This is a genomic window from Petrimonas sp., from assembly GCF_963921705.1.
Taxonomy (GTDB): Bacteria; Bacteroidota; Bacteroidia; order Bacteroidales; family Dysgonomonadaceae; genus Petrimonas; species Petrimonas sulfuriphila.
Genome location: NZ_OY997410.1, coordinates 3,076,753 through 3,101,901, shown reverse-complemented (window position 1 = coordinate 3,101,901; position 25,149 = coordinate 3,076,753). Strand labels below are relative to the sequence as shown.

Sequence of the window (25,149 nt, the reverse complement as noted above, 5' to 3'; positions counted from 1 at the left end):
AAATAATCGTTGTTTAGGAAAATACGGCCGGCACTTTCTGCCCTTCGTTAAAAAATCCAGACCTCCGGCTCCAGCATAATGTGGAATTTACATTGTACCTCGTTTTGAATGTCCTGAACGAAACTCAGTATTTCCTCCCCGTTTTCGGTTCCGTAATTCACGACAATCAGCGCGTGACCTTCGTAAATGCCCACGTTGCCTTTCCGTTTTCCTTTGCATCCCGTTTTCTCGATAAGGTATGCCGCCGAGGTCTTAAAACCGTTGTCTCCGATATTGTATATTGGCGCATCGGGTAGGAGTGTGAGTAGTTTTTCCTTTTGCGGTTTTGATAAAATGGGATTTTTGAAGAAACTCCCCGCGTTAGGCAATTCAAGGTGGTTGGGTAATTTGCGGGTGCGGATCCGGATAATGGTTTCCCTTACCTGGGATAAAGAGGGGTGGAAATTGTTTTTCAGTTCCAGGTTCAGGTCTGCATATTTTTCTACATACGTAAATGCTTTTTGCAACCTGAAAACCGACGAGGTTACCACAAATTTACGGGTCTGCTTGAAGATGCTGTTTCGATAGGAAAAATTGCATGCTGTGTTGGAGAAACTTTCAATTTTGCCACTTGAGGCTTCCACTGTTTTCACGTACGTGATTACGTCTTTTACTTCGGCTCCGTAAGCACCGATGTTTTGTATGGGGGCCGCTCCTACAGTTCCGGGGATAAGCGATAGGTTTTCCACTCCCGAATAACCGCGGGAAACACAGAACTCCACAAAGTTGTCCCAATCTTCCGCTGCCCCTGCTTCAATTTCTACCCAATCGGCATTTTCCTCTAAAACACGGATGCCGTGGATTTCGGGTTTGATAATCAGCCCGTCGAAATCTCGGGTGAAAAACAGGTTGCATCCGCTTCCGATAACCAACTTCTTTTCGGTTTTGTAGCTGGAGAGAATTTCCTGCAATTCGGTAATGGTTGACGGTTGCGCGAAAAGTTTAGCCAGCGCTTTTGTTTTAAAAGAATTGTAGGGTTGAAGTTGGATGTCGTGTTGAATGTTCATTCGGGTTATGGGTTTATTGCTTATAGCGCCTATCTGTATATAAGAAATACGCACGGTTTCTTGTGCATATCGGGCAAATTGCCTTTCCAGGCCTTCACCGGTCTTGTTGCAATGTATTCATCCTCGCAGGAGATATTCATCGCGATACATAACAGTGTCTGAGGTTTGCAGTGCTGTAAAATATCCTCTGCCAGCTTTTTGTTGCGGTAGGGTGTTTCGATAAAAAGCTGCGTTTGATTTTCGGAATATACCCTGTTCTCCAGTTTCTTAAGTGTTTTTATCCGCTCGCCGGATTCAATGGGCAGGTAGCCGTGAAAAGCAAAGCTTTGCCCGTTGAATCCCGATGCCATCATCGCCATGAGTAAGGATGACGGGCCAACCAGCGGTACAACTTTTATTCTTTCGCTTTGTGCAATAGCCACTACATCAGCTCCCGGATCGGCTATGGCCGGACAGCCTGCTTCGGAGATAATTCCCACACTTTCTCCCTGCCGGATGGGTTTCAGGTACGCTGAAATACGATGCCGGTCGGTATGTTCGTTCAACTCGTAGAAAGCAAGGGAATCGATATCGATTTCAGGATTGCATTGCTTCAGAAATCTACGTGCTGTTCGTACGTTTTCTACGATGAAATGGCGTAAATCGGAAGTGATCCGGAGGTTGTACGATGGTAAAACCTGGTTGACCGGCGTGTCTCCCAGCGTTGTGGGAATCAGGTATAAGGCGGCATCTTTCATAGTAACTTGTTTACAGCCATGTATTTCCATAAAGGAGCAGCCATGGTAGCCTGAATAATTTCTCCGTTCATCAGCAACTCTTTTACTTCATCAAGAGAAAAAAGATGCACCGTAAGGTCTTCGGAGTCTTCTAGTGCCTGGTCATTTATCCTTTCCACATCCTCAGCGATAAAACAGTAGGAGAGGTTTGTGTTTGCGCTTGCATTGGGAGAAACACAGATAAATTCGCTCCATTTCCCTTTTCCGTAGCCGGTTTCTTCCATCAACTCCCGTTTTGCCGATTCGAGTGGCGACCGGTCGCTGTTTTCGCATACCCCGGCACACAGTTCGTAGCAAACCTGTCTGATTCCATGCCTGTACTGCTTCACCAGTACAAATTTTTTCTCGCGGGTTATAGCAATCGTATTTACCCAATTGGCGTACTCCAAGACGTAATATTCGGGAGCGATATTTCCGTTGGGCAATTGCAGTTGCTCTTTTCTGACCGTTAACCAGGGTTCCTGATGCAGGTATTCGCTTTCCAATACTCTCCAATGCAGGGATTTGTTGTCGCTTTTCAAATTCATGGATGAACATTTTCCTGCAAAATTAGCCAAAAATGTTTATACATGTTGTGATTTTACGAATCAATAACCTATCCGGATAAGATCGTATATTGAATCGATTTTTACTTTGTCTGCAAACTCGCTTACCAGGTTGATGTTGGCAAATGCGATAAAAACCGTTACCATAAAAGCTATTCCGTACAAACCGCCGGTTATGTGTGCCGAGTGATTGATCCCTTTGGATTGCTTTTTGTCAAGTGAAACAGAAATAAGCAAAAAAAACGTTCCGAAAAGGAAAGCGGGTAGCCATACCGGGATAAATAGGACTCCCATGAAATTCATCGGGTTTATGAGAATATATGCGAAAATTATTGCTGAAACCGCCCCGGACGCACCCAGTCCCCGGTAACTGTTGTTGTTTTTCTGTTTAAGGTAAGTGGGGAGAATGGATACGGGCAGGGCGGTTACGTAGAGCAGCAGGTAATAGAAAACTCCTGTCTGTCCTCCAAATGTTGCTTTAAAAGCACGCTCTATATCGCCGCCAAAAAAATAGAGCGTGAACATATTGAATATAAGGTGTGTATAGTCGGCGTGTAATACACCATACGTGAAGAAACGATACCATTGTCCGCGACCAGCTTCCGTGGGCCTGAAAATGAATTTATCCATCATCGTATAGTTGCCGAAAGCAGCTATGGAGAATACCGATGTTATTCCGATTATTAGGAACGTGATCATATTTATTTTGTGGCAGCTATTACCCCACGGAAATATCCGATGGATTCGGCAATGCCCAGAAACGGATCATTCATGTTACGCTCGTGCTCCAAGCTACAAACGCCTTCGTATCCTACTTTTCTGAGCATTTTTACAAACGCCGGAATATCCAGTATTCCCCGGCCCACTTCAACGGAATAGCCTTGTTTCGTGGCTCCGGTCACATCCTTGATATGCACATCAAAAACTCGGGACCGGTATTTTTTCAGGTCTTTCACAGGATCTTTTCCATTACGGCGGTCATGGCCGATATCCAGACACATCCCGATGCGTGGATCAAGATCTTTTACGTTCTTCCAGACATCATCGGCGTCGGGATAAAGGGGCATGTCTGGTCCGTGAAGATGAATGGCATACTTGAAATCGTACTCTTTCACTTTTTTATCGACGTAAGGCAGTAAATCATAGTTGGGAACCCCGACGATCATTTTCACTCCCACACGTTTCGCATACTCAAACGCTTTGTCAATTTCTTCCTGCGACCGCATATAAATGGGGCCAACAGCATAGCCGGTCACGTTTTTGGCTTTCAGCTTGGCGTGAAAAGCCGCAATCTGTTCATCGGTACTGTTCATCGGCAAATGAAAATCTTTGATGCAAAGGTAGCGAACATCGCATTTCTGCATGATTTCCAATGTCTTGTCCAAGTCAAATTTTACAAATGTATACCCGGCCATTCCCACTTTAAATTTTTCGAATGTGTCCGGCGCCGGTTGCGGGTCGGGTCGTTGTTGTGCATGGATCAACAGGGAAACCAAAATTCCCGTCAGCAAAAAAACTAATTTCTTCATCTTGAGTTAAATTAAAAAAGTATTTCTGTGTTCGTGCACAAAAATACAAATTTTATGGAGAAGCACGAATAAAAAGTGAAGTTTGTTATAAAATAATTGCTTATTCAATAAATCGAACCTTTTTTCGTTACTTTGTAAACAACTAAAGCAAATGAACGGATGAACTTTTTATTCGAATCCCGGCAACCTGTGAGATATGCTTTTATAGCTGTTGCAACTGTGATTGCCCTTGTTTCGCTTGTCTTCTCGAACACGCTTGTAAAAGGATTGGCCAAAGAGGAAAGGAATAAAGTTGAGATCTGGGCTGCGGCAACAGAGTTGTTATCCAAAAGCGATGAAAGCAGCGACATGAATCTGGTATTGCAGATTCTGCAAAGTAACAAGACCATTCCTGTAATCTTGTACGATAAAACCAGTAATACACTTTCTGCGAATAACATAAAACTACCTGAAAAAGACACTCAAGGGTTTTTGCTGAAAAAAACAGGGGAGTTTGCTGTAAAACACGATCCCATTGAACTTGAGGAACTCAATCAGTCTGTTTATTTTGATGATTCTTTTATTCTTAAACGGTTGCAGATATATCCGTATGTACAGTTGTTGGTGATTTCTATTTTTATAGCGTTAGCTTTTTTTGCTCTCATGAGCTCACAAAAAGCACAGCAGAACAAGGTATGGGCTGGATTGTCGAAAGAGACGGCTCATCAGTTGGGAACGCCTATCTCGTCGTTGATAGCGTGGACGGAGTATTTAAAGCTGAAAGGGCTCGATCCTGCTTTGATAAACGAAATGGGTAAGGATGTGTATCGGTTGGAGGTCATTGCCGAACGATTTTCGAAAATCGGATCTGTTTCCGACATAAAGCCTGTGACTTTGCAAGATGCAGTAAAACAATCGGTTGCCTATCTCGAGAATCGGATATCCGATAAAGTGCGGTTGATTTTCGATTTTCCCGAATCTTCAACAATGGTACAACTGAATGAATCGTTGTTCAGTTGGGTAATCGAGAACCTGACTAAAAACGCTGTTGATGCAATGGGAGGAGAAGGCATTATTACTTATTCAATGGGCGAAAAAGGGAGGCATTGCTTTCTTGATATCTCCGACACGGGAAAAGGCGTTTCAACATCGAAATTCAACCGTATTTTCCAGCCCGGATTCACCACCAAGGAGCGGGGATGGGGATTAGGGTTATCCCTAGCCAAACGTATAGTGGAGAACTATCACGAGGGAAAAATTTTTGTTAAGCAGTCAGAAATCGGAAAAGGGACCACCTTTAGGATTTTGTTGAGGAAAGGATAATTTCTTCCGCCCCCGCATATTTTTTCAACAATTCCACTGAAAAGTCTGTTGCTTCCTCCAGGCCTTCTCTTCCGGAATATCCGTTTATAATCATCAACAGGCGGGTTGTTTCCCCGGTTATTTTTGTGCGTTCTTCGTCGCTGGTAGGTGTGCCTATTCCCCCAACTTCATCCCGGTAGACAGGCAATCCTTCGATGTTTAACAAACCACGGCCAATAGCTTCAAATTTTTCTCCGGCTGTTCCAATGCCCAAAACCAGATTACCCTGAATTTTATCATAATCAAACCCTCCGATGGAATATCCGGTTTTCAGCGAAACAAAATTTATCAGATCTACCAACGTATCGATCGGATATAAATCTATACCCTTAATTATCCGTCTGCACAATGCTTCTGCGGATGGCCGGTACCGGTTAGGATCCTTTCCCAGATTTTTATACGCCTGTCGCGTGGCAAAAATTGCTTTTCTTTTGTTTATATCTTCCATTTTATACCTTGCCCGGAAATCTGTCGAAAATACCTCCACCTCTTTCCATAATTTTTCGTTGTGAGGGGAATTTTTTACCCTGCAGATTATGGCAGAGAAGCAAAACTCGGGACAAGCCCGGAAAATTTCGTCGCTGACGGTTATCTTGATCTCGCTCATTCTTATTTATTGTTTAATTTTCGTATGCATTAGCTGCTGCCCCTCATACAACTAAATATGAGATATCTGGATGTTTTATGGGTTGCCCGTTAGATGAGACAGGCATAATGCCGGCCCCTGGTTACCGCAGTGCCAGGCAATAAATATAAACCTTTTTGAAGGTCAATGAATCACAAATTTACAAAATCTCCACCAAACTTTTCAGTATTTAGCGCAAGGGAATGAATTTATGAAAAATAACTTACAAAAAGTTGTAAAAAATGAGAGCAATGACTATATTTGCGTGAGTTTTTGTTTTTCTATGACTGAAGAGAAAAGAAAGTTGTTGACTGATCTGGAGTTTCGTGTGAGACAGGTGATGTTCATGTGCGACACTCTTAAAGAAGAGAATATTCGACTAAAATCTGATTTACAGGTTATTCAACAACAGTTAGTTGAAAAAACAGAGCAACTTAATCAGTTGAAAACAAAATACGATAGTTTAAAAACGGCAAGAACCATTACTGCGGCATCGGTGGATGTGAGAGTTGCCAAAAACAAGCTGTCCAAATTAGTGCGAGAAGTTGATAAATGCATAAATTTATTGAACAGTTAAAAACGGGAAATTTATGCTATGGGCGACGAAAAGTTTTTATTAACGTTGGAAATTGACGGCCGGAAGTATCCACTGAAGATCAAACAATCGGAAGAGGAAGCTTTCAGAAAAGCTGCCAAGACAATACACAATAAGATCAATCAGTACAGGGTTAAGTTTGGTGGAAATCCCGATTTAATCGTACAAGACTTTATGGCTATGACTGCTATACAGGCATTGGTGGAGAATTTTTCTATTGAAAGTAAGAATAATACGAAACCCTATGAGGATACAATCAGTACGCTGATAAAAGAACTGGATCTTTTTCTAAAGAAATAGAACAGAATCCTGATTGTCAGGGCCAACTCACATCGCACTTTTTCACGGGTGATTTTAATCAATCCGTGGACAGTGCGATTTTTTTTAACAAGATTCAACATAAAAATAAAGTAGAACCATCTCTTGTGTTTGATTGTATAAATTGAAGGCAGGGATTTTATAAATCATTAATAATCAGAAATATGGAAATAGTTGTAGGAGTTATCGGAATAGTTATCGGAGCAGTTATTGCCTGGTACTTAACCGGTAAGGCAGCAAATTCGCGTGCTCAGAATATTTTGAGTGATGCCGAGAAAGATGCTGAGGTAATCAGAAAAAATAAATTACTGGAAGCTAAAGAGGAAATTATTTCGATGAAGGCTGAAGCTGAAAAGCAGGCCAATGCACGTACATCGAAAATACAAATTACCGAAAACCGGTTGAAACAACGAGAAATGTCGTTGAATCAACGGCAGGAAGAGCTGGGTAAAAAAGGAAACGAGATTGACACTCTTCGTGTTAATCTGGAGAATCAGCAAGAACTGTTGGACAAGAAAAGTGCTGAGCTGGAGAAAGTTTATCGCCAGTCTGTTGAACAGTTGGAAACAATTTCGGGACTTTCGGCCGATGAAGCCAGGGAGCGTTTGGTTGAATCTGTCAAGGAAGAGGCCAAGACCAACGCTCAATCGTACATCAACGAGATTATGGAAGAGGCTAAAATGACGGCAAACAAAGAAGCTAAACGTATTGTAGTTCAAAGTATCCAGCGTGTGGCGACAGAAACCGCAATTGAGAATGCTGTTACGGTCTTTCATATCGATTCCGATGAAGTAAAAGGGCGTATTATCGGGCGTGAGGGACGAAATATCCGGGCGTTGGAAGCCGCAACGGGGGTGGAAATTGTTGTGGACGATACTCCCGAGGCGATTGTTTTATCGGGTTTTGACCCTGTTCGTCGTGAAATTGCCCGCCTGTCGCTCCATCAACTTGTTGCAGATGGACGTATTCATCCTGCAAGGATCGAGGAGGTGGTATCTAAAGTGAAGAAACAGATTGAGGAAGAGATCGTTGAAACCGGTAAGCGTACGGTTATTGATTTGGGAATCCATGGGATGCATCCCGAGTTGATCCGTTTGATCGGGAAAATGAAATACCGTTCCTCCTACGGACAAAATCTGCTTCAACACTCTCGTGAGACGGCTAACCTTTGCGCCATTATGGCTGCTGAGCTTGGATTGAATCCCAAAAAAGCCAGACGTGCCGGATTACTGCACGATATTGGTAAGGTGCCGGATGATGAGCCGGAACTGCCACACGCTATGATTGGAATGAAACTGGCGGAGAAATACAAGGAAAAACCCGATATATGCAACGCTATCGGCTCGCACCACGATGAGGTGGAGATGACTACTCTCCTGGCACCGATTGTTCAGGTTTGTGACGCTATTTCGGGGGCGCGTCCCGGTGCAAGGCACGAAATAGTGGAAGCGTACATGAAACGACTGAACGACCTGGAAAACCTCGCGCTTTCGTATCCAGGTGTGGTGAAAACTTATGCTATTCAGGCCGGCCGGGAATTACGGGTTATTGTTGGAGCAGACAAGCTCGATGATCAGGATACGGAAAAATTATCCGCAGAAATTGCCAAGAAAATACAAACCGATATGACTTATCCCGGCCAGGTGAAAATTACCGTGATCCGTGAAACAAGAGCGGTGAGTTATGCGAAATAGAACGGTTTAGCGTTACCGCTAAACACTACGAAAGCCGCTAATTTTAGCGGCTTTCGTTATTTATATGTTGAGACCTGCTATCTGCGTCCTGAAGAAGACCTGGTAGAGCTGTTTTCATTGTCTCTCGTTGATGCTACAGACCCGCTGTTCCTTGAGCTGGATGAGCTTTGCGATCTCACTGCGGCGCTACTTCTCGAACTCGAACCGGATGAGCGTTGTGACCTTACTGTCGCTTCATTGCTTCTGGATGAAGAGGACGAACTGCTGCTTCTGCTTACGTTGGCATTCCGGCTTTTGGATGTTTGCTGAGGTGCTACAGTTCTCGAAGAACCACCGTTTGATGAGCGTGAATTGTTTATTTCGCGGGTTGAGTTGCTGCTTCGGGCCGGAGTATTCCGGTTGTTGTCCGGGCGGTTGTTTATTGCTTCACGATTTGAAGTTCCTGCGGTCCTTGTGGTTGCGTTTCTGTTTACTTCGCTGCTGCGTGCACCGGAGTTAACCGTTCCTCTTGTTGCCGGGCTTGTGTTCCCCGATCTCGAAACATTTCCGCCTCCGCCGCTCCTCGAGTTCCCCGGGGTGTATACGCTTACAGATCTGTCGTTAACCGCTGTCCTGCCTGAACGTCCATTCGTTTCCAATGTGCGTACATTCACGCTTCTTCCGGTAGTACTGCGGTATTCGTTGGCGGTGGGGCCGCTATAGTAGCGGTTGTTGTTGTAAACATAGGTGTTGTTTATGATGGTGGTTTTGTTGTAAATGTTGTGGTGGAAATTTCTTCCGGGATAGTATCTGTGCATGTTTCTATGATACATATACCTGTTCGGTAAGAAAACCCAGTAGTTTATAGGCAGATTGATGTGTATGTTGATTCCCATCCTGGGACCCATGGGAGCCCATCCGTAGTATCCGCCGCCAGTTCTCCAAGTTACCCAGGCAGGTGCCCACTCATATCCGGGAATCCAGGCCCATCCGTAGTAGTCATCGTAGAACCACCGTCCGTAGTGGAAAGGTGCCCAGCCCCAGGAAAAATCGGATACCCAGGTGTTTCCGTAGTTGGTCATCACCCAATATCCATTGGTCGCATAGGGGTGGAAATTGCGTCCCACTCGTGGTATCCAGATCTCACCGTAACTGCTGTGTCTCATCCATCTGCCGTGAGGTCGCAGGGTATTATAAAAAACCTGAATGCTTACTCCGTCCCGGTTATCGTAGTTGTTATCACCGTAATAATAGTCATCATCACCGTAATAGTCATCATCGTCGTAATAACCGTAATCCCTGTCGTAACCGTTTTGAGCATAAGCCCCGCCTTGAAGAGCCATGCAGGATGTAAGCAATGTTGCTGCAAGGGCGATCAGGATGGTGTTTATTAACTTTTTCATATCTGTAAGTGTTAATGAGTGAAACATCGTTTTGTTTACCTTTAAGACAAATGATCCGACGGATGGTTTAACGATTGGCATTTATTTTCCAAAAAGGCAATAAAGTATCATATTAAATGAGTATTATCGTGTGCAGTTTTGTTTAATCGGGCTGATGTAATTTTGGTAGTTGCTTTCTGTATTCTGATGGCGTCATGCCTTCCATTTTCTTGAAAACCCTATTGAAGGCCGATTTGGAGTTGAATCCACTATCGTAGGCAATTCCAAGTATGGATAAATTTTGAAATTCAGGATTGCCTATTTTAGCTTTTACTTCTTCTATCCGGTACCTGTTGATAAAGTTGAAAAAATTCACACCGAATTGGTCGTTTATTACCCGTGAGAGGTGGTGTGAAGGCACATCAAGTGTTTCTGCCAATTGAGGAAGTGACAGGTCGGGGTTGAGGTACGCTTTTTCCGTTTCCACAAAATGACTGATCTTTTCTGCACAATCGTTCAATTCCTCTTCGGTCATAGGGATGCCTGCATATTTTTCCTTGTTTTTATCGGCGGTTACGTAGGTGTTTTTCTCTTCGATAACTTCCTGCGGAAAGATTTCCTTTTGCTTTAATCCGAAATATCCGATTAGAATAACAAAAAGGGACAAAGAAAGAGAAATGCCATCGGTACAGAATGCCAGTGAAAACAGGTGAAAGATGTGATGAATGGTTGTTGTAACCATCAGCATCGTCCAGACAATTCCGAAAGAGTAAACAAGTTTCCGGAGCCAATTGAGGTTGACGTTTGTGTCGGAAGAGAAGTTGTTGAAGATATTAATATCCAGTTTTTTGAACAATTGAATGGATGAAAGAAAATAAACAGGCCCGGATAAAACCGTCAGTGTTAAGAAAAGGTTGAAAAGAAAAGGCGGTTTGGAAGCATGTTCCACATGATCTAACCGGATTCCTTCGGAGATGCCCGGAAAAAAAGAGGCGATAAGCAGGTACAGGTTAAACAGCAGAAAGGGGAGAAAATGCAGTAGCCTTCCGGTGTTTAACCTGAAGCTATGCTGAATAAGCGAGGAGATATACAGGTACAAAAAAGGACCGTTCAGCATCAGCAGCGAAACAAAAGAGGACGAAAGCAGGTGGTAAGCGGTAAACAACTTATGCGAGAAAAGCCCGTAAAAACCTGTATAGAAACCCAGGTAAATCAGCCAACAAAAAAGAATTTTGTCGTGCCTGGCCATCTTTTTCTGAAAAAGCAGCAATGCAAAAAAAATAGCGTTGAATCCCGCGATTAAAAACAGGTAGTGCATCTTTTAAGCTGGATAAAGAATGTAAGAAAACCCCACAACTTGTTTTCGAGGACTAATAATCAGAAGAGCAATTCTTACTTAAATACCTGGTCAATCCCCGAGAACCCCATAAAGGCCATTGCGATAATTCCGGCAGTAATCAGGGCAATAGGAATACCCTGCATGGCTTTTGGAACTTTGGTCAGGGAGAGTTGTTCCCGGACACCCGAGAAAATAATCAGGGCCAGTGCAAAACCGAGCGAAGTAGCAATGGCAAATACTACCGATTGCAGCAGGTTGAAATCTTTTTGAATAACCAAAATTGCAACACCCAGAATAGCACAGTTGGTGGTGATTAACGGCAGAAAAACCCCTAACGCCTGGTACAATGATGGCGAAACCTTTTTCAATATAATTTCTACCATTTGTACCAAAGCAGCAATAACCAAAATAAAAGAGATGGTTTGCAGGTATCCCAGGCCGAAAGGATCGAGAATCCCTTTTTGCAGCAAGAAAGTGACAATGGTGGAAATGGTCAGTACAAAAGTAACGGCAAGGCCCATGCCGATGGCGGTATCTATTTTTTTAGACACACCCAGGAAAGGGCAGATTCCCAAAAATTGCGAGTAAACAATATTGTTTACAAAAATAGCAACTATTATAATTCCGATGTATTCCATAATCTTCTTTTGTTTTGAGTTTCGCGTTCTCAGCGAAATTTTTCAATAGGCAACCCAGTTCTACTTTTTCTGCAACTTATTAAACGCCGCGATCAGAAATCCCAGTACGATAAACGCACCCGGTGCAAGCACAAAGATGAGTGAACCAAAATTTTCCGGATAGATGGATAAGGAAAATACTTTCCCGGTTCCCAGTAATTCACGAATAGCGCCCAACAATGTGAGCGCCAGGGTAAATCCCAGACCAATACCGAAACCGTCGAGAGACGATGCCAAGACGTTGTTTTTGGACGCAAACGCTTCAGCACGTCCTAGCACTATACAGTTTACCACAATAAGTGGAATGAAAATCCCCAGGCTCGCAGCTAAGGCTGGAACGTAGGCGTTCATCACCATCTCCACCATTGTTACGAAAGCGGCAATTACCACAATGAATGCCGGAATGCGCACCATATCGGGAATAAGGTTTTTTAATGCAGAGATGGCTGCATTGGAACAAATCAACACAAACATGGTTGCCAATCCCATACTCATTCCGTTGATTGCTGAACTGGTTGTTGCCAGGGTAGGGCACATTCCCAACAAAAGCACAAACGTGGGGTTCTCTTTAATAAGCCCGTTTACAATGACTTTTAAGTTATTATTCATGACTCTCTCCTCCTTCCTCTTCCTGGTTGCTGTCAGGCTTGTTTTGTTTTGTGGCACTTGAATCAACATCACTTTTCTTATAAACCATATATGCTCTGTTTATGGCTTCCAGGAAAGCACGCGAGGTGATGGTGGATGCGGTGATGGCATCGATTTGTCCGCCGTCTTTTGAAACACTTAAATTTCCTTCCGACAGGTTTCTGCCAACCACAACCTGATTGGGCCTGGCTGTATCGCGAAACCAGTCATTCATCTTTGATCCCAGTCCCGGAGTTTCGGCGTGCGAAAGAACAGCGTAATTGACTACCCTGTCTTTGGTGTCAAAACCCACCATTAACTGTATATTTCCGCTGAATCCGTTGTTAGAATAAGTGTTTATAGCAAAACCGACAACCTCGTCACCTTTTTTGGCAGGATAAACCAATAACGAGTCGCCATTGGGTGTCGCCATTTTGTAGGCTTCTTCAACCGGATTATTGTCGAATTCGGGAACCACTTCTTTTATTGCGTTTTCTAATTTTAATGCCTTGGCTGCTGCTATGGGTTTGGCAGTCATTTTGTTCACTTGCGCCAGTAAAACCGCTACCACTAAACTGATTATGGATAACGAAAGGAACATATTTTTGAATGTAGATTTTAATTTAGCCATTTTTCACTACCTCCCCGAATCTTTTTGGTGTTGTGTAATTATTGATCAGCGGAGTAAAAGCGTTCATCAGCAAGATGGCAAATGAAACCCCTTCCGGGTAAGCACCCCACAATCGGATAGAAACAGTTATCAATCCGATGCCTACGCCATAAATGAGCATCCCCGACTTTGTCATTGGCGACGTTACGTAATCGGTTGCCATAAAGATGGCTCCCAGCATTAACCCTCCTGAGAACAAGTGGATAAGCGGGTTGAACATCGGAATAGGATTAAAGAGATACAAGATTCCCGTAAACAGGGCTACCGACAGGATAATCGATACCGGGATGTGCCAAGTGATGATTTTTTTCCAAAACAGATACGCCAATCCCAACAAAAGAGCCAAAGCGCTCATTTCCCCGATGGACCCACCTTCAACCCCCAGGAACATATCCTTTATTGCAGGCAATGAATCGGGATTGAATCTCAGGTTTGATAAAACGGTTGCCGATGTTACTGCATCCGTTGTTGAGCCAACACTAGGTGTAGGCCACGTGGTCATTTGTGCCGGAAAGGAGATCAACAGGAAGATACGCCCTGCAATAGCAGGATTAAAGATATTGTTTCCCAATCCGCCGAACGACATCTTTACCACACCGATGGAAAAAAGTGCCCCAAGTGCCAAAATCCACACCGGTAGGTTGGACGGTACGTTGAATGCCAGTAATACACCGGTGATTATGGCAGAACCATCGAAAACCGAAGGCTCCGTTTTCAGGATGAACCTGGCAATGAGGTATTCAAATCCCACACAGAATAATACCGACAGAGCCGTGATTATCAAAGCATCCAGTCGGAACACATATATTGCGACCAGAAACGCCGGGATAAGTGCGATCAGTACGCCGTACATGTTTTTTTCGATACTGTCTCCACTGTGCACATGCGGTGAAGGGGAGACGATTAGTTTGTTGTTCATATTACCCCTGAATCCCCGGAAAGGGAATTGAAATATTATTTATTTGTTAGTATTTAGTTCTAATTTTTGCCGTTCTCAAATCACAAAACCGAAATCAGTTTTTTCTTGCTCTGATGTTCCCCATCACCTTGCCTTTTCCCAGGCGGATATAGTCGAGCAGAGGACGGTCGGACGGACAGGTATAGCTGCAAGAGCCGCATTCGATACAATCGGTTATGCGCCCTTTTTCGGCCCTGTCCCATTCACTGTATTCTGTCAGAGTCATTAAAAGTGTCGGATTTAAACCCATCGGGCATACATGTATGCACTTGGTGCAACGGATACAGTCTTTCATCCTGTCTCGTTTCGACTCGAACGTGGGGATAATCAGTATTCCCGAGGCACCTTTGGTTACAGGAATTTCCACACTCGCAATGGCTTTTCCCATCATAGGGCCGCCACACACTATTTTTCCGGTTGTTTCGGGCAACCCGCCTGCTATATCGATCAGGTTGTTTACGGGAATTCCCACCCGGGCAAGCACGTTGCACGGGTTTTTGACATCTTTTCCGGTAACGGTGACTATGCGCTCCACGAGCGGTTTGTTTTTCTGGACAGCTTCGTAAACGGCAAAAGCTGTTCCCACGTTTTGCACGACCACGCCTACCGAAATGGGAAGTGCGCCGCTAGGGACCTGACGACGAACAACGGCATCGATCAGCTGTTTTTCACCGCCTTGTGGATATTGTACCTTTAACGGTTGTATGGTAATTCCCGGGTACGATTTGGCTGTAGTAGTGAATTTGGAGATAGCGTCTTTTTTGTTGTTCTCGATACCGATGACCGCTTTGTCCACGTTGATGGCTTTCATCAGTATGGTTGTTCCTACCAGTATTTCTTCGGTTCTCTCCATCATCAGCTGATGATCGGATGTGAGATAAGGCTCACATTCAACGGCGTTAACGATAAGTGTTTCGGCTTTTGTTCCTGGTGGTGGAATCAGTTTTACGTGAGTGGGAAAAGTGGCACCTCCCATACCCACTACACCAGCCTCGGAAATCTTGTCGATAATTTCCTTTGAAGAAAGTGTACATTCTTTTACCAGAGTTTCAGAACAATCAATCTTTTCCTCCCACTGATCACCTTCAACTTGAATAAACACGGCGTCGCGTTTATATCCGCTGACGTCAAGAGCTTTATCAATTTTAAGTACAGTCCCCGAAACAGACGAGTGAATGTTTGCAGATACAAACCCTACCGTTTTTCCGATAAGGGTCCCTACTTTCACTTTGTCGCCTTTTTTAACCACAGGCTGGCACGGAGCGCCAATGTGCTGGGTAAGCGGAATAATAACTTGTGCAGGTATGGCAATGGGTTGAATTGCTTTTCCGGCGGAAAATTTATTTTCTTTAGGGTGGATTCCCCCGATACGAAATGTTTTTAACATAGAACTCCTGGATCTCCTTGATGAGAACTTTTTTGGGATGAGTTTTTTATTTGAATTAAGCGTTTACCGTCGCTTCTTCCTTAACAGCAGGAGGTGTTTCTTTCCTCGGCGGGAAGTTGAGCTCCAATATCGAGTTTGTTGGACAAACCGGAACGCACTTACGGCATAAACGACATTTGTCATCGATGATGAACGCCAGGTTATTTTCGATCGTAATGGCTTCAAACGGACAAGCCTGTTGGCATTTGGAGCAACCGATACAAGCTACATTACAAGCTTTCCTGGCAACAGCGCCTTTGTCTTTGTTTACGCAACTGACATAAATACGGCGCGATTTAGGGCCCTGCTTCCGCAACTCGATAATGTCTTTCGGGCAGGCTTTAACGCAAGCTCCGCAGGCAGTACATTTGTCCTCCACCACTTCGGGCAGCCGGGTTATAGGATTGATATGGATGGCATCAAACGTGCACGATTCTTCGCAATCGCCTAATCCCAGGCATCCGAACGAGCAGCCGGTGTCTCCACCGTAAAGCGCTGCAGCAATGGCGCAGTAGGAAGACCCATCGTATAAATTCAACTGCGGACGTTCATCGCACGAACCGCTACACCTGACAACCGCAATCTTTTTTGCGGAGGTGACAACCGTTTTTCCCAATATTTCGGCAACCTTGTCCATTGTTTCTTGTCCGCCAACAGGGCAGTACAGATCGTCCATGGTTTCGGCCTTCACGCAAGCATTGGCAAACGAGGCACATCCCGGGAAGCCGCATCCCCCGCAATTGGCTGCAGGAAGCGCTTCCTGCACCTCTTCGATACGGGGATCCTCTTCCACGTGAAATTTTCTTCCCACAAAATAGAGAATGGCGGCGCTTCCGGCTCCGATTGCTCCTAATGTGGCTACAGCAGAAAGTAATACACTCATATTCTAAGTATCAATGGTAGTTTTTGATAGTAAATTTAAAAGAATTGGCCATTTTATGACGTAAAAAATAAAGTACCAGGTAATAGGGCACCAATGCAAGGATGGAAGCGGTAGCGGCTTCCGTTTCTCCCCACTTCCAAAAAGAGGTGGCAAGTATTATTGTCAGAACAAGAATAAAAACAGGAATAACAAAAGCCCACAAAACCGCTTTATAGCCCATTGATTCTTTTCCCTCAATAATTACAAGGTCATTTATCTTATATTTCCCCGTAACATCCGTCACTTCTACCACTTTCTCCTTCGAGTCTGCCGCCATACATGCTCCTTTCGCATGACAGGTACTGCAAGCCGATTGTTGTATGATTTTAACGGATATTTTCTTGTCCGATATACTTGTTATGATTCCCTGGTGTTCAATCATAAAAATGACTTTCTGTCATCTATTTCCAGAATGACGCTGCAAAATTAGGTATAATTTTTGTGATTTTGTTGCTTGTTTCTGTTATTTAACGATTGAGATATTTTCTCCTTCAGAAAAATGTCGGATATAATTCTTATTTTTGTGATCGATAAAGTCATCTATTGACGGATTTTATTCGCAGGCTAGAGCAATTAAACGGTAAAAGAACAAAACATATAATAATGAAAAAGACACTTTTATTCCTCTATTTCGTAAGCAGCATTTTGCTGTTAAATGCACAAAATTACACATTAAAAGACATCGTCGAAGGCCGATTTACGGCAAAAGATATCCGGCAGATGGAATCTTCGGCCGATGGGATGCATTACTACCAGATGGACCCGGGAAACACGGCGGTTATTAAGTTTTCCTATACTACCGGAGATGCGGTGGATACGCTTTTCAACACGCGTCGGGCACGAGAATGTACTTTTGACACATTTCAAGGATTTCTGGTGAGTCCGGATGAAAACAGGGTGTTGGTTTACAGAGAAAAGGAACAGATCTACCGCCACTCGTTCAAGGCAACTTATTACTATCACGACGTCCGTCGCAACCTGGTACGTAAACTTACGCAGAATCCTTCCAAACAGATGATCCCTACGTTTTCTCCCGACGGGAAAATGCTGGCTTACGTGAGCGACAACAATATCTGGCTTGCCAAATTCGATTTTGATACAGAATCTCAGGTTACCAAAGACGGTGAACCCAACAAAGTTATCAACGGAGCCACCGATTGGGTTTACGAAGAAGAATTTGCTACCACCCGGTTAATGGAATTTTCACCCGATAGCAAGTTATTGGCTTTTGTTCGTTCAGATGAGTCGCAAGTCCGTCAATATCAGTTTCAAACTTTTAACCAGGAACTTTATCCCGGGTTTTATACCTACAAATACCCCAAGCCGGGCGAGAAAAACTCATCGGTAGAATTGCGTGTTTTTGATATCGATGCCCGTACGACCCGTAAAATGGATGTCCCTTTGGATCTAGACGGTTATATACCGCGGATAACTTTCACCGGAAATGCCGAAGAACTGGTGGCTATGACCCTGAACCGCAATCAGAACCGGTTTGATATGTTTTTTGTAAATCCAAGAACAACAGTTGCTAAACTCATTCTTAGGGAAGAAAACAAATATTACGTTGATGCTGAACTGCTCAACGGAATCCATTTCTTACCCAACCGTTTTACATACGTGTCGGAAAAAGAGGGATACAGCCATATTTATATTTACGGTTACACGGGAACGTTGCAAAAAAAGCTGACTACGGGCCCTTTCGATGTGACAAATCTCCTGGCGGTGGACGCGCAGACCCAAACGGTTTTCTATGAGGCTGCCGATGAAAGTCCCCTTCGCCGGAATATCTACAGGGTAAATATTGATAAGGGTCAACCGCAAAAGCTATCCGTGCGGCAGGGTTATAATAATGCGTCGTTCAGCAGTAACGGCAAGTTTTTCATCAACCGGTTTTCGGATACCCATACACCCACCCTCATTACTGTACATGACGCCACCGGTAAGGAACTTCGCGTCCTCGAAGATAATAAGCAGGCGGCGGCCCTGTGGACATCTGCACAATTCCCTAATAAAGAGTTTATCAGCATCCCTGCCGCCGATGGCATCACACAGTTGAACGGTTGGATTATTAAACCCCGTAATTTTGATGCCTCTAAAAAATATCCGGTGGTTATGATACAGTACAGCGGCCCTAATTCGCAGCAGGTGCTGGACCGGTTTGGTGCAGACTGGCACTACGCTCTGGCGAACGAAGGTTTTTTGGTTGTATCGGTTGACGGACGGGGAACCGGCGCGCGCGGCGAAGAGTTTCGAAAGCAAACCTACATGAATTTGGGTATAAAAGAGTCGGATGATCAGGCATCCGCTGCACGCTATCTGGCTACACTTCCTTATATAGACGGTAGCCGTATTGGCATCTGGGGTTGGAGTTACGGAGGCTACAATGTTTTGATGAGTATGAGCCGGGGGAATGGTGTTTTTAAAGCAGGAGTAGCCATTGCACCTGTGACTGATTGGCGGTTTTATGACACTGTTTATACCGAACGTTTTATGCGGACACCGCAACAGAATGCATCGGGATACACTGCTGGCTCGGCGGTTGCTCTTGCTTCGCAGTTACAGGGAAAGTTGTTGCTCATCCATGGAACGACCGATGATAATGTCCATTTTCAGAACGCCATAGAGTATTCGCGGGCATTAATCGCTTCCGGTAAACATTTCGACATGTTTTACTTTCCCGATAAAGATCATTTTATCTCCGGCGAAAACTCTCGTTTGTACCTATACGAAAAAGTAATTGAGTTTTACAGGAAGAATCTGTAAAACATATGTAGAAACTTGTGTACCCGTACAATTGTAGTGTGGTGCTTGTCCTGACGGAGTGATGGTTAGTCGTTCCGTCAGTTTTTTATGACCTGAGGGAAAGCCGTAATTTTTTGTATCCCTAAAACAAAAAACTCAGCTGGGTGTTATTATGACAGGTTTAAAAATTGATTTAAAGCAGTTTTGCATCAGGATACAATGAAGCAATTTCTTCAAAACAGTTTCTGAATCACGATTTTTTTTAAGCTGATCGAATTTCGATTATGGGAGAAGGCAGTATAATCATAAAACAATTTAGAAACCCAGCCTACGGACTCGTTCCGTTACTTGTGTTTACGATTCTTTTAGGATGGGTAAATGCAGGAACAGCTATGTGTATTGCGTTGGGATTATCATTGGCAGGTGTTTTCCTGGTTCGGAAACACAGCCGGATGTTGTATGATATCTCGGCCATCACGTTTTCCGTTGCACTTTTATTGCTTCTTTTTTATCATCCGCTTGATACGTTTGGAAAATTTGTGATTGTTGAAGTAATCTTTGTTGTAGCATTGATTATATCCCGTTTACTTCGTACCCGGGTAATATTGTTGCTGTCAAAAAACAAAAAACCCAACGTCAGGAACTACCTGTCGGAATCTTTTCGGGTTGCTTTTCAAGTACAGTATGCGTTCTTTTTCCATTTGTTACTGATATTGGTATATTTTACCGTTTCAACAATCAAGACTCCTTGGATAAGTAAACAGGAGATTATACTGATCGCGCAACTTATCCTGCTGACCATAATCTTTCTGAAGGTTATCCGGTTTTTGTTCTTAGATAAAAAACTGCGAAAAGAGGAATGGCTCCCCGTGGTAACAGAATCGGGAGAAGTTACCGGGAAAGTGGCGAAATCCGTTACGAAAGAGATGAGGAATAAGTTTATGCATCCGGTGGTGAGGGTGGCATTGATAAGTAACGGCAAAATTTACTTGAAGAAGCGCGATGCTTCCCGATTACTAAACCCGGGAGCCCTCGATTATCCATTTGAAAAATACATGCAGTATAATCACGATATAAATGAAGCGGTCCATAACACGATTAGTAAAGAAATTGGAACCAAGGATATTCCATTACGTTTCTTGCTTAAATATATTTTCGAAAACAGCAACACCAAGCGTTTGATTTTTTTGTACGTTTCTATTATCGACGATGAGGAAAAGTTCAACAAATTGCAATTGCGGGACGGAAAACTATGGACAGAAAAGCAGATTGAAGATAACAGAAACTCTCATATTTTCTCCGAATGTTTTGAGCTTGAGTTTGAATACCTGAAGAATACAGTCTTGCTGAATTATAAACTAAAACCTGCTGAAACGTCGTGTTGAAACATCCTCAACTCCGCCTTAATCTAAGTTAAAATGCCTTTTTCCCATCCTTAAAAATTAAATTTTTAGTAATATTGCACGTTTAACCGACACTATCGGTAAAATCAAATGAAATTAGCAAAGAAAATTGTCCGGATTTTTGCCATTATTATCGTTTGTGTAATAGTATTGAATATTATACTTTTTCTGACATTCAATATCCCATCCGTTCAAAAATTTGCTGCTGATTTTGCTATTGGGAAACTTAAACCCAAAGTAAAAACCGAAATGTCCATTGACAAGATTCGGATCAAACTCTTTAATAGTGTTGAAATCGGAGGTTTATATGTAGAAGACCAGGAGAAAGATACGTTGTTGTTTGCCGATAAATTATCCGCGCGCATAAATATCTGGAATTTATTGGACAATCATTTGTCTATCGAGTCGGTCCGTTTGGATAATTTTACCGCAAAAGTATATAGGGAATCTAAAGACACAACTTTTAACTTCCAATTCATCATTGATGCATTTGCGCCTACCGACACGTTAAAAAAGAAATCCGAAAAAGCTCCTCTGAAGATTTCCATAAACGACATTAAACTTTCCAACGGGACGCTGCGTTACGATATCCTTTCAAGGCCGGAAGCTCCGGGAAAGTTCAATCCCGATCACTTTTTCGTAAAAAACTTCAATCTCAATGCGGACATTTCATCGCTCGACATCAAACATCTTGTCGCGGATATCCAAACCTTGAGTTTTGATGAACAAAAAGCGGGAGTAAAAGTGTATGACCTACAGGGTATGGTTCGCTCAGACGGCACAAAACTGTGGAGCGACAGACTCTCGCTCACGCTGAATAATTCTCACTTGGATGTAAGCAAAGCCGTTTACGATATAGACAGCAAAGCATTTAACCTTACGGCTAAAAGTGATTGGATTGATCCGAAAGACGCGGCTGTTTTTTCAGATAAGCTCACGCACCTAAGCAAGCCTTTTGCTTTTGATGCCGATTTGGAAGGGAAAATTCCACAAGCTGAGATTAAAAACCTGACAGCCAGGTACGGCAATCAAACGGCTTTTACGGTGAATGGACTGATATCCGATTTCTCAAAATACGGAGATGCCGATATTAGTGTGGATATCACTAATTTCAGAATGAGCGTACAGGATTTGCAGGATTTTATCCGTATTGGTGCACCTGCTTTTGTACTTGGCCCACAACTGGAATCGTTGGAAAATATAGAGTTGACGCTGAAAGCGAAAGGCCGTATGAGTAATTTCAATGTTGTTACTCAGGTAAACACATCTCCCGGAAGCTTTTCGTTTAATGGAAAGGGTAGTACCGACAGCAAGTTCGAAAATATCAACGTTGATGGCCGGCTGGTAACCGAAAACCTGCAAATCGGTAAAATAATAGGTGAAGAAATTGGCGTTGATGATCTTTCTCTCCATACTTTTGCCGAAGTAAATATCAAGAAAAATGAACTACCAAAGATATCTATCGATGGCAATGTCGGATCGGTATTTTACAAAGGCTATCCATATCGGGATTTGACTGTAAGTGGCGTCTACAACGGGAATGACAATAGTGTTGGCGGCCGGGTGTTTACGGATACCGAAGACAATAAACTCGATTTATACGCTAATATTGGTTTTGGAAATCAAATGAGGTTTGATGTACAGGGAACCATCGATAAACTTTTTCTATCGCCGCTTATAACGGTTGAAAAGTGGGAGAATCCTTACCTCACTGCCCGTATTAATGGAAAACTTCAAGGGCAAAACATTGATGATCTCGAGGGAAATGTGGTGATTGACAGTACTTCCCTCTACGATGCCAATTTTATTTACAACCCAGGTCCGATTTATCTTCAGGCGCTTTCGGCTGATGAGGCGGGTGAAAAGAAGATACAGGTACTTTCCTCCATCGTAGAAGGAGAAATATCCGGGAATTACAGTTTTGCAACTATCGGTACCGAGTTGATGAATGCCCTGCATCCACACTTACCTACGTTGATAAAAGAACCTCCAAAAAAAGCAGCGGAGGTAGGGACGAATTTTTTCAGGTTTAATTTTTTACTGAAGAATACCGAAGATATTTCGTATGCCTTGTCGCTTCCCTTTATAAACGTTGAACCAGCAACCGTTACCGGTACTGTGGATATGGTAAACTCAAAATCGGTACAGTTAAGCAGCCATATTCCGCGATTGATGTTTGGGCAAAACGAAATCCGCGAGAGCAAAATAGATGTAAATCTAGGTGTGTTATCGGGAGCACGTGTAAATGCTAATACCTATCTTGTACAGGAAAACGGTCATATTAATGCAAGGTTGGATACCCGGGCAATAAGTGATTCAGTTATAAACATATTGCATATCAATGTAAATAATAAAGTGGCTAAAGCTGACGGAAGCCTGAATATATCTATGGGTTTCCGGCGTGATCTAGAAGATAATCCGGTATCGGATATTTCCATTAATTCCACTCAGGTTGTGTTTAATGGAAAGACAATCAGTATTGTCCCTTCATCTGTTGTTTACGAAAAGGAAAAAATTACCGTAAACAATTTTGAAATACGGGAAAACGAAATGTTATTGTTGGGAATAGATGGTGTGGCATCGAAAAAACGGGAAGATGCCATTCGGGCGTTTTTCAACAATACTGAAGTAGAAACCATTTTGGCCGCATTTAATATTTCAACGTTTAAAGGCTCAATCAATGGGGGAGTGATTGTTAACCAGGCTTTAGCAGACCCACTTATTCAAACGGACAATTTCAGAATTGAAAATATACGAACCCAGACGGATACCATCGGAACACTAGCTATTGAAGGAAACTGGGACGTGATTAAAAAAGGACTTTCGTTAGATGCCAGTATAAAGAACAACGGTGATAACTACCTTGCCGTTGCCGGATTTGTACCTATGGGTAGTGAAAATCCAATGGATGTGGATATAAAAATAAACGATTTGCCGTTAGCCTGGGTGCAGCCTTTTGCGGTGTCTACCTTTAGTCAGCTGTCGGGAACAATAAACTCCAATATAAACTTTTCCGGCAAAACAAATGCTCCTATAACTGAAGGTTGGCTAGGTATTGACGAAGGAATAATGACGGTTGCATTTACGAACGTGACATACAATGTATCAGATACCATCAATATTTCGCCAAAAAATATCGGTCTTAATAATTTGGTTATTAAAGATAACAATAATCATGAGGCTCGCTTGAACCTCTCGTTAAGCCACAATAACTTTGATGGAATGACATACAATGTCAGTGTATATATGGCCGATTTTCTCTTGTTGAATAACGAGCAAAGGACGGATGAAATAGCTTACGGTACGCTGAGATTAAGCGGAGACATCAACATAAACGGCTCCTCGTCGGGAATATACGGAAATGCAAATTTGAAGAATGAAAGCCGGTCGAATATCAGGATTGAATTACCACAAACCGCTCAGGCAGAAAAGTACAGCGGTATCATTTACATAAATACTCCGCAGGATGTGGATACGCTTTCATTTCTTAGAAAAAGAGAGAACGATAACGTGAATGCACGCATCAATACACGCCTGAGTACGGGCATTCCTATTAATATACAAGCAATTTTGAATTTAAATCCGCTGCTTGAAGCAGGAGTAGTGATCAATCCGACAACGGGAGATGCTTTGGAGATCAAGGGATCTGGACAGATTCGTGCTAATTTCGATTCTAGGGCCGTGCCGTCCGTTCGTCTGTATGGTGATTATGTTGCCGAGGAAGGAAAATTCAAATATAATTTTCAAAACCTTAAGACCATCGATTTTAATATTCGTGAAGGAAGCACGGTTACTCTTGTCGGAGACCCGATGAGTACGCAATTTAATATTGCTGCATACAATCAGGTAAATGCTGATTTAGCCACGCTCAGCGAAGGCTTCACTACCCAGCTTTCCAATACCCGGACTGCAGTTAACGCCCTGTTGGAGATACAGGGGAATCTGGAGCAGATGAACCTGAAATACGGGATAGATCTTCCCGAGGTTTCTAACGATGTGCGGCAACGATTGAACAGTCTGATCAGTACCGACGAGCAGAAGAACCGCCAGTTTGCCAGCCTTATCCTGACGGGTGGATTTTTCCCTGCCGAGGGCTCCTTGGGTGTGGCTTTGGGTAACAATATGGCTGCTACGCTTGCCGCAGGTCAGCTTACCAAAGGATTGGATGCGCTTCTTGCCGGAGCCCTGAACGATAACTGGACCATAAGCACCAACCTCCAAAGCCGGGATGGAAGTTTTGAAAGTGCTCGAATGGGGTTGGATCTTTCCACACGTTTACTTGATGACCGGCTTCGAATTTCAACAAATCTCAGTTATGGAGACAAAGCAACCACCGCGAGCGATCAGGCATTTATGGGAGAGTTTGAGTTGGAGTACGATATTAATAACTGGCTGATGATACGTGTCTACAACAGGGCGAACCAACGATTCTCCAAACGGGCGCCCACTACACAAGGAACTGGGATTGTGGTGACACGGGATGCCCGAACCTTCAGGGATTTGTTCCGGTTTAGTTTCAGAAAAAAAGAGGATTAGAACAAAGAGCAAAGAACAA

Annotated in this window: 22 protein-coding genes; 7 read left to right on the top strand and 15 right to left on the bottom strand. The window is 43.3% G+C overall.

What is annotated here, in order from left to right; translation table 11 throughout:
• Positions 1 to 47: 47 nt before the first annotated feature.
• From murB to AACM02_RS12930, 5 genes are read right to left on the bottom strand one after another with little or no spacing between them, the layout of a single operon-like run.
• Positions 48 to 1,046, bottom strand: a complete 999-nt coding sequence (gene murB / locus AACM02_RS12950) for a UDP-N-acetylmuramate dehydrogenase (RefSeq protein ID WP_339117200.1) — start codon at positions 1,044 to 1,046, stop codon at positions 48 to 50.
• 29 nt (positions 1,047 to 1,075) lie between these two features.
• Positions 1,076 to 1,783, bottom strand: a complete 708-nt coding sequence (locus AACM02_RS12945; protein ID WP_339117199.1) for an SAM-dependent methyltransferase — start codon at positions 1,781 to 1,783, stop codon at positions 1,076 to 1,078.
• Positions 1,780 to 2,349, bottom strand: coding sequence for an NUDIX hydrolase (locus AACM02_RS12940; RefSeq protein ID WP_339117198.1), 570 nt, complete (start codon positions 2,347 to 2,349; stop codon positions 1,780 to 1,782). The genes AACM02_RS12945 and AACM02_RS12940 overlap by 4 nt, the downstream gene beginning before the upstream one ends.
• Positions 2,350 to 2,409: 60 nt before the next feature.
• Positions 2,410 to 3,066, bottom strand: coding sequence for a rhomboid family intramembrane serine protease (locus AACM02_RS12935; protein WP_339117197.1), 657 nt, complete (start codon positions 3,064 to 3,066; stop codon positions 2,410 to 2,412).
• Positions 3,067 to 3,068: 2 nt separating this feature from the next.
• Positions 3,069 to 3,896, bottom strand: a complete 828-nt coding sequence (locus AACM02_RS12930; protein WP_332456161.1) for a sugar phosphate isomerase/epimerase — start codon at positions 3,894 to 3,896, stop codon at positions 3,069 to 3,071.
• Between the two features lie 159 nt (positions 3,897 to 4,055).
• Between AACM02_RS12930 and AACM02_RS12925 the strand changes: the two genes are divergently transcribed.
• Complete coding sequence (locus AACM02_RS12925; protein WP_332456160.1) at positions 4,056 to 5,198, top strand: HAMP domain-containing sensor histidine kinase; 1,143 nt, start codon at positions 4,056 to 4,058, stop codon at positions 5,196 to 5,198.
• Here the strand turns inward: AACM02_RS12925 and AACM02_RS12920 are convergent.
• A complete protein-coding gene (locus AACM02_RS12920) occupies positions 5,173 to 5,844 on the bottom strand; it encodes a phenylalanine--tRNA ligase beta subunit-related protein (RefSeq protein WP_339117196.1) in 672 nt (223 codons plus the stop codon). The two genes, AACM02_RS12925 and AACM02_RS12920, sit on opposite strands and share 26 nt — an antisense overlap.
• 229 nt (positions 5,845 to 6,073) lie before the next feature.
• Here AACM02_RS12920 and AACM02_RS12915 point away from each other — a divergent pair, with 229 nt between their 5' ends.
• The 3 genes from AACM02_RS12915 to rny all read left to right on the top strand — a co-directional run bounded on the left by AACM02_RS12915 (position 6,074) and on the right by rny (position 8,469).
• The gene (locus AACM02_RS12915; protein ID WP_332456158.1) at positions 6,074 to 6,439 is read left to right on the top strand and encodes a hypothetical protein; all 366 of its coding nucleotides are present in this window, start codon (positions 6,074 to 6,076) and stop codon (positions 6,437 to 6,439) included.
• Positions 6,440 to 6,457: 18 nt separating this feature from the next.
• A complete protein-coding gene (locus AACM02_RS12910) occupies positions 6,458 to 6,757 on the top strand; it encodes a cell division protein ZapA (protein ID WP_332456157.1) in 300 nt (99 codons plus the stop codon).
• Positions 6,758 to 6,939: 182 nt separating this feature from the next.
• On the top strand, positions 6,940 to 8,469 hold the full coding sequence (gene rny / locus AACM02_RS12905) for a ribonuclease Y (RefSeq protein WP_332456156.1): 1,530 nt from the start codon (positions 6,940 to 6,942) through the stop codon (positions 8,467 to 8,469).
• Positions 8,470 to 8,546: 77 nt separating this feature from the next.
• Here the strand turns inward: rny and AACM02_RS12900 are convergent, their stop codons facing one another.
• The 9 genes from AACM02_RS12900 to AACM02_RS12860 all read right to left on the bottom strand — a co-directional run bounded on the left by AACM02_RS12900 (position 8,547) and on the right by AACM02_RS12860 (position 16,831).
• Positions 8,547 to 9,851 (bottom strand): DUF6600 domain-containing protein, encoded by a 1,305-nt coding sequence (locus AACM02_RS12900; protein ID WP_339117195.1) that lies wholly within the window; start codon positions 9,849 to 9,851, stop codon positions 8,547 to 8,549.
• A 142-nt stretch (positions 9,852 to 9,993) separates the two neighbouring features.
• Positions 9,994 to 11,148 carry a helix-turn-helix domain-containing protein gene (locus AACM02_RS12895; RefSeq protein ID WP_339117194.1) on the bottom strand — a complete coding sequence of 385 codons (1,155 nt, stop codon included), beginning with the start codon at positions 11,146 to 11,148 and terminating at the stop codon, positions 9,994 to 9,996.
• Between the two features lie 74 nt (positions 11,149 to 11,222).
• On the bottom strand, positions 11,223 to 11,807 hold the full coding sequence (gene rsxA / locus AACM02_RS12890; RefSeq protein WP_332456153.1) for an electron transport complex subunit RsxA: 585 nt from the start codon (positions 11,805 to 11,807) through the stop codon (positions 11,223 to 11,225).
• A 60-nt stretch (positions 11,808 to 11,867) separates the two neighbouring features.
• Positions 11,868 to 12,455 (bottom strand): RnfABCDGE type electron transport complex subunit E, encoded by a 588-nt coding sequence (locus AACM02_RS12885; RefSeq protein WP_214063429.1) that lies wholly within the window; start codon positions 12,453 to 12,455, stop codon positions 11,868 to 11,870.
• On the bottom strand, positions 12,448 to 13,104 hold the full coding sequence (locus AACM02_RS12880; RefSeq protein WP_339117193.1) for an RnfABCDGE type electron transport complex subunit G: 657 nt from the start codon (positions 13,102 to 13,104) through the stop codon (positions 12,448 to 12,450). The genes AACM02_RS12885 and AACM02_RS12880 overlap by 8 nt, the downstream gene beginning before the upstream one ends.
• Complete coding sequence (locus AACM02_RS12875; RefSeq protein WP_339117192.1) at positions 13,097 to 14,062, bottom strand: RnfABCDGE type electron transport complex subunit D; 966 nt, start codon at positions 14,060 to 14,062, stop codon at positions 13,097 to 13,099. The genes AACM02_RS12880 and AACM02_RS12875 overlap by 8 nt, the downstream gene beginning before the upstream one ends.
• 94 nt (positions 14,063 to 14,156) lie before the next feature.
• Positions 14,157 to 15,488 (bottom strand): electron transport complex subunit RsxC, encoded by a 1,332-nt coding sequence (rsxC, locus tag AACM02_RS12870; RefSeq protein WP_339117191.1) that lies wholly within the window; start codon positions 15,486 to 15,488, stop codon positions 14,157 to 14,159.
• Positions 15,489 to 15,543: 55 nt separating this feature from the next.
• The gene (locus AACM02_RS12865) at positions 15,544 to 16,410 is read right to left on the bottom strand and encodes a Fe-S cluster domain-containing protein (RefSeq protein WP_339117190.1); all 867 of its coding nucleotides are present in this window, start codon (positions 16,408 to 16,410) and stop codon (positions 15,544 to 15,546) included.
• A gap of 10 nt (positions 16,411 to 16,420) precedes the next feature.
• A complete protein-coding gene (locus AACM02_RS12860; protein ID WP_214063433.1) occupies positions 16,421 to 16,831 on the bottom strand; it encodes a SoxR reducing system RseC family protein in 411 nt (136 codons plus the stop codon).
• Between the two features lie 221 nt (positions 16,832 to 17,052).
• Here AACM02_RS12860 and AACM02_RS12855 point away from each other — a divergent pair, with 221 nt between their 5' ends.
• The 3 genes from AACM02_RS12855 to AACM02_RS12845 all read left to right on the top strand — a co-directional run bounded on the left by AACM02_RS12855 (position 17,053) and on the right by AACM02_RS12845 (position 25,130).
• The gene (locus tag AACM02_RS12855; RefSeq protein WP_339117189.1) at positions 17,053 to 19,212 is read left to right on the top strand and encodes a S9 family peptidase; all 2,160 of its coding nucleotides are present in this window, start codon (positions 17,053 to 17,055) and stop codon (positions 19,210 to 19,212) included.
• A 263-nt stretch (positions 19,213 to 19,475) separates the two neighbouring features.
• A complete protein-coding gene (locus tag AACM02_RS12850; protein ID WP_321716199.1) occupies positions 19,476 to 20,576 on the top strand; it encodes a hypothetical protein in 1,101 nt (366 codons plus the stop codon).
• 108 nt (positions 20,577 to 20,684) lie between these two features.
• A complete protein-coding gene (locus AACM02_RS12845; protein ID WP_321716198.1) occupies positions 20,685 to 25,130 on the top strand; it encodes a translocation/assembly module TamB domain-containing protein in 4,446 nt (1,481 codons plus the stop codon).
• Positions 25,131 to 25,149 lie beyond the last annotated feature (19 nt).

Excerpts from the sequence above, each read along its gene's own strand:
- murB (WP_339117200.1), bottom strand. The coding sequence starts at position 1,046 with ATGAACATTCAACACGACATCCAACTTCAACCCTACAATTCTTTTAAA.
- AACM02_RS12945 (WP_339117199.1), bottom strand. The coding sequence starts at position 1,783 with ATGAAAGATGCCGCCTTATACCTGATTCCCACAACGCTGGGAGACACG.
- AACM02_RS12940 (WP_339117198.1), bottom strand. The coding sequence starts at position 2,349 with ATGAATTTGAAAAGCGACAACAAATCCCTGCATTGGAGAGTATTGGAA.
- AACM02_RS12935 (WP_339117197.1), bottom strand. The coding sequence starts at position 3,066 with ATGATCACGTTCCTAATAATCGGAATAACATCGGTATTCTCCATAGCT.
- AACM02_RS12930 (WP_332456161.1), bottom strand. The coding sequence starts at position 3,896 with ATGAAGAAATTAGTTTTTTTGCTGACGGGAATTTTGGTTTCCCTGTTG.
- AACM02_RS12925 (WP_332456160.1), top strand. The coding sequence starts at position 4,056 with ATGAACTTTTTATTCGAATCCCGGCAACCTGTGAGATATGCTTTTATA.
- AACM02_RS12920 (WP_339117196.1), bottom strand. The coding sequence starts at position 5,844 with ATGAGCGAGATCAAGATAACCGTCAGCGACGAAATTTTCCGGGCTTGT.
- AACM02_RS12915 (WP_332456158.1), top strand. The coding sequence starts at position 6,074 with ATGAAAAATAACTTACAAAAAGTTGTAAAAAATGAGAGCAATGACTAT.
- AACM02_RS12910 (WP_332456157.1), top strand. The coding sequence starts at position 6,458 with ATGGGCGACGAAAAGTTTTTATTAACGTTGGAAATTGACGGCCGGAAG.
- rny (WP_332456156.1), top strand. The coding sequence starts at position 6,940 with ATGGAAATAGTTGTAGGAGTTATCGGAATAGTTATCGGAGCAGTTATT.
- AACM02_RS12900 (WP_339117195.1), bottom strand. The coding sequence starts at position 9,851 with ATGAAAAAGTTAATAAACACCATCCTGATCGCCCTTGCAGCAACATTG.
- AACM02_RS12895 (WP_339117194.1), bottom strand. The coding sequence starts at position 11,148 with ATGCACTACCTGTTTTTAATCGCGGGATTCAACGCTATTTTTTTTGCA.
- rsxA (WP_332456153.1), bottom strand. The coding sequence starts at position 11,807 with ATGGAATACATCGGAATTATAATAGTTGCTATTTTTGTAAACAATATT.
- AACM02_RS12885 (WP_214063429.1), bottom strand. The coding sequence starts at position 12,455 with ATGAATAATAACTTAAAAGTCATTGTAAACGGGCTTATTAAAGAGAAC.
- AACM02_RS12880 (WP_339117193.1), bottom strand. The coding sequence starts at position 13,104 with ATGGCTAAATTAAAATCTACATTCAAAAATATGTTCCTTTCGTTATCC.
- AACM02_RS12875 (WP_339117192.1), bottom strand. The coding sequence starts at position 14,062 with ATGAACAACAAACTAATCGTCTCCCCTTCACCGCATGTGCACAGTGGA.
- rsxC (WP_339117191.1), bottom strand. The coding sequence starts at position 15,488 with ATGTTAAAAACATTTCGTATCGGGGGAATCCACCCTAAAGAAAATAAA.
- AACM02_RS12865 (WP_339117190.1), bottom strand. The coding sequence starts at position 16,410 with ATGAGTGTATTACTTTCTGCTGTAGCCACATTAGGAGCAATCGGAGCC.
- AACM02_RS12860 (WP_214063433.1), bottom strand. The coding sequence starts at position 16,831 with ATGATTGAACACCAGGGAATCATAACAAGTATATCGGACAAGAAAATA.
- AACM02_RS12855 (WP_339117189.1), top strand. The coding sequence starts at position 17,053 with ATGAAAAAGACACTTTTATTCCTCTATTTCGTAAGCAGCATTTTGCTG.
- AACM02_RS12850 (WP_321716199.1), top strand. The coding sequence starts at position 19,476 with ATGGGAGAAGGCAGTATAATCATAAAACAATTTAGAAACCCAGCCTAC.
- AACM02_RS12845 (WP_321716198.1), top strand. The coding sequence starts at position 20,685 with ATGAAATTAGCAAAGAAAATTGTCCGGATTTTTGCCATTATTATCGTT.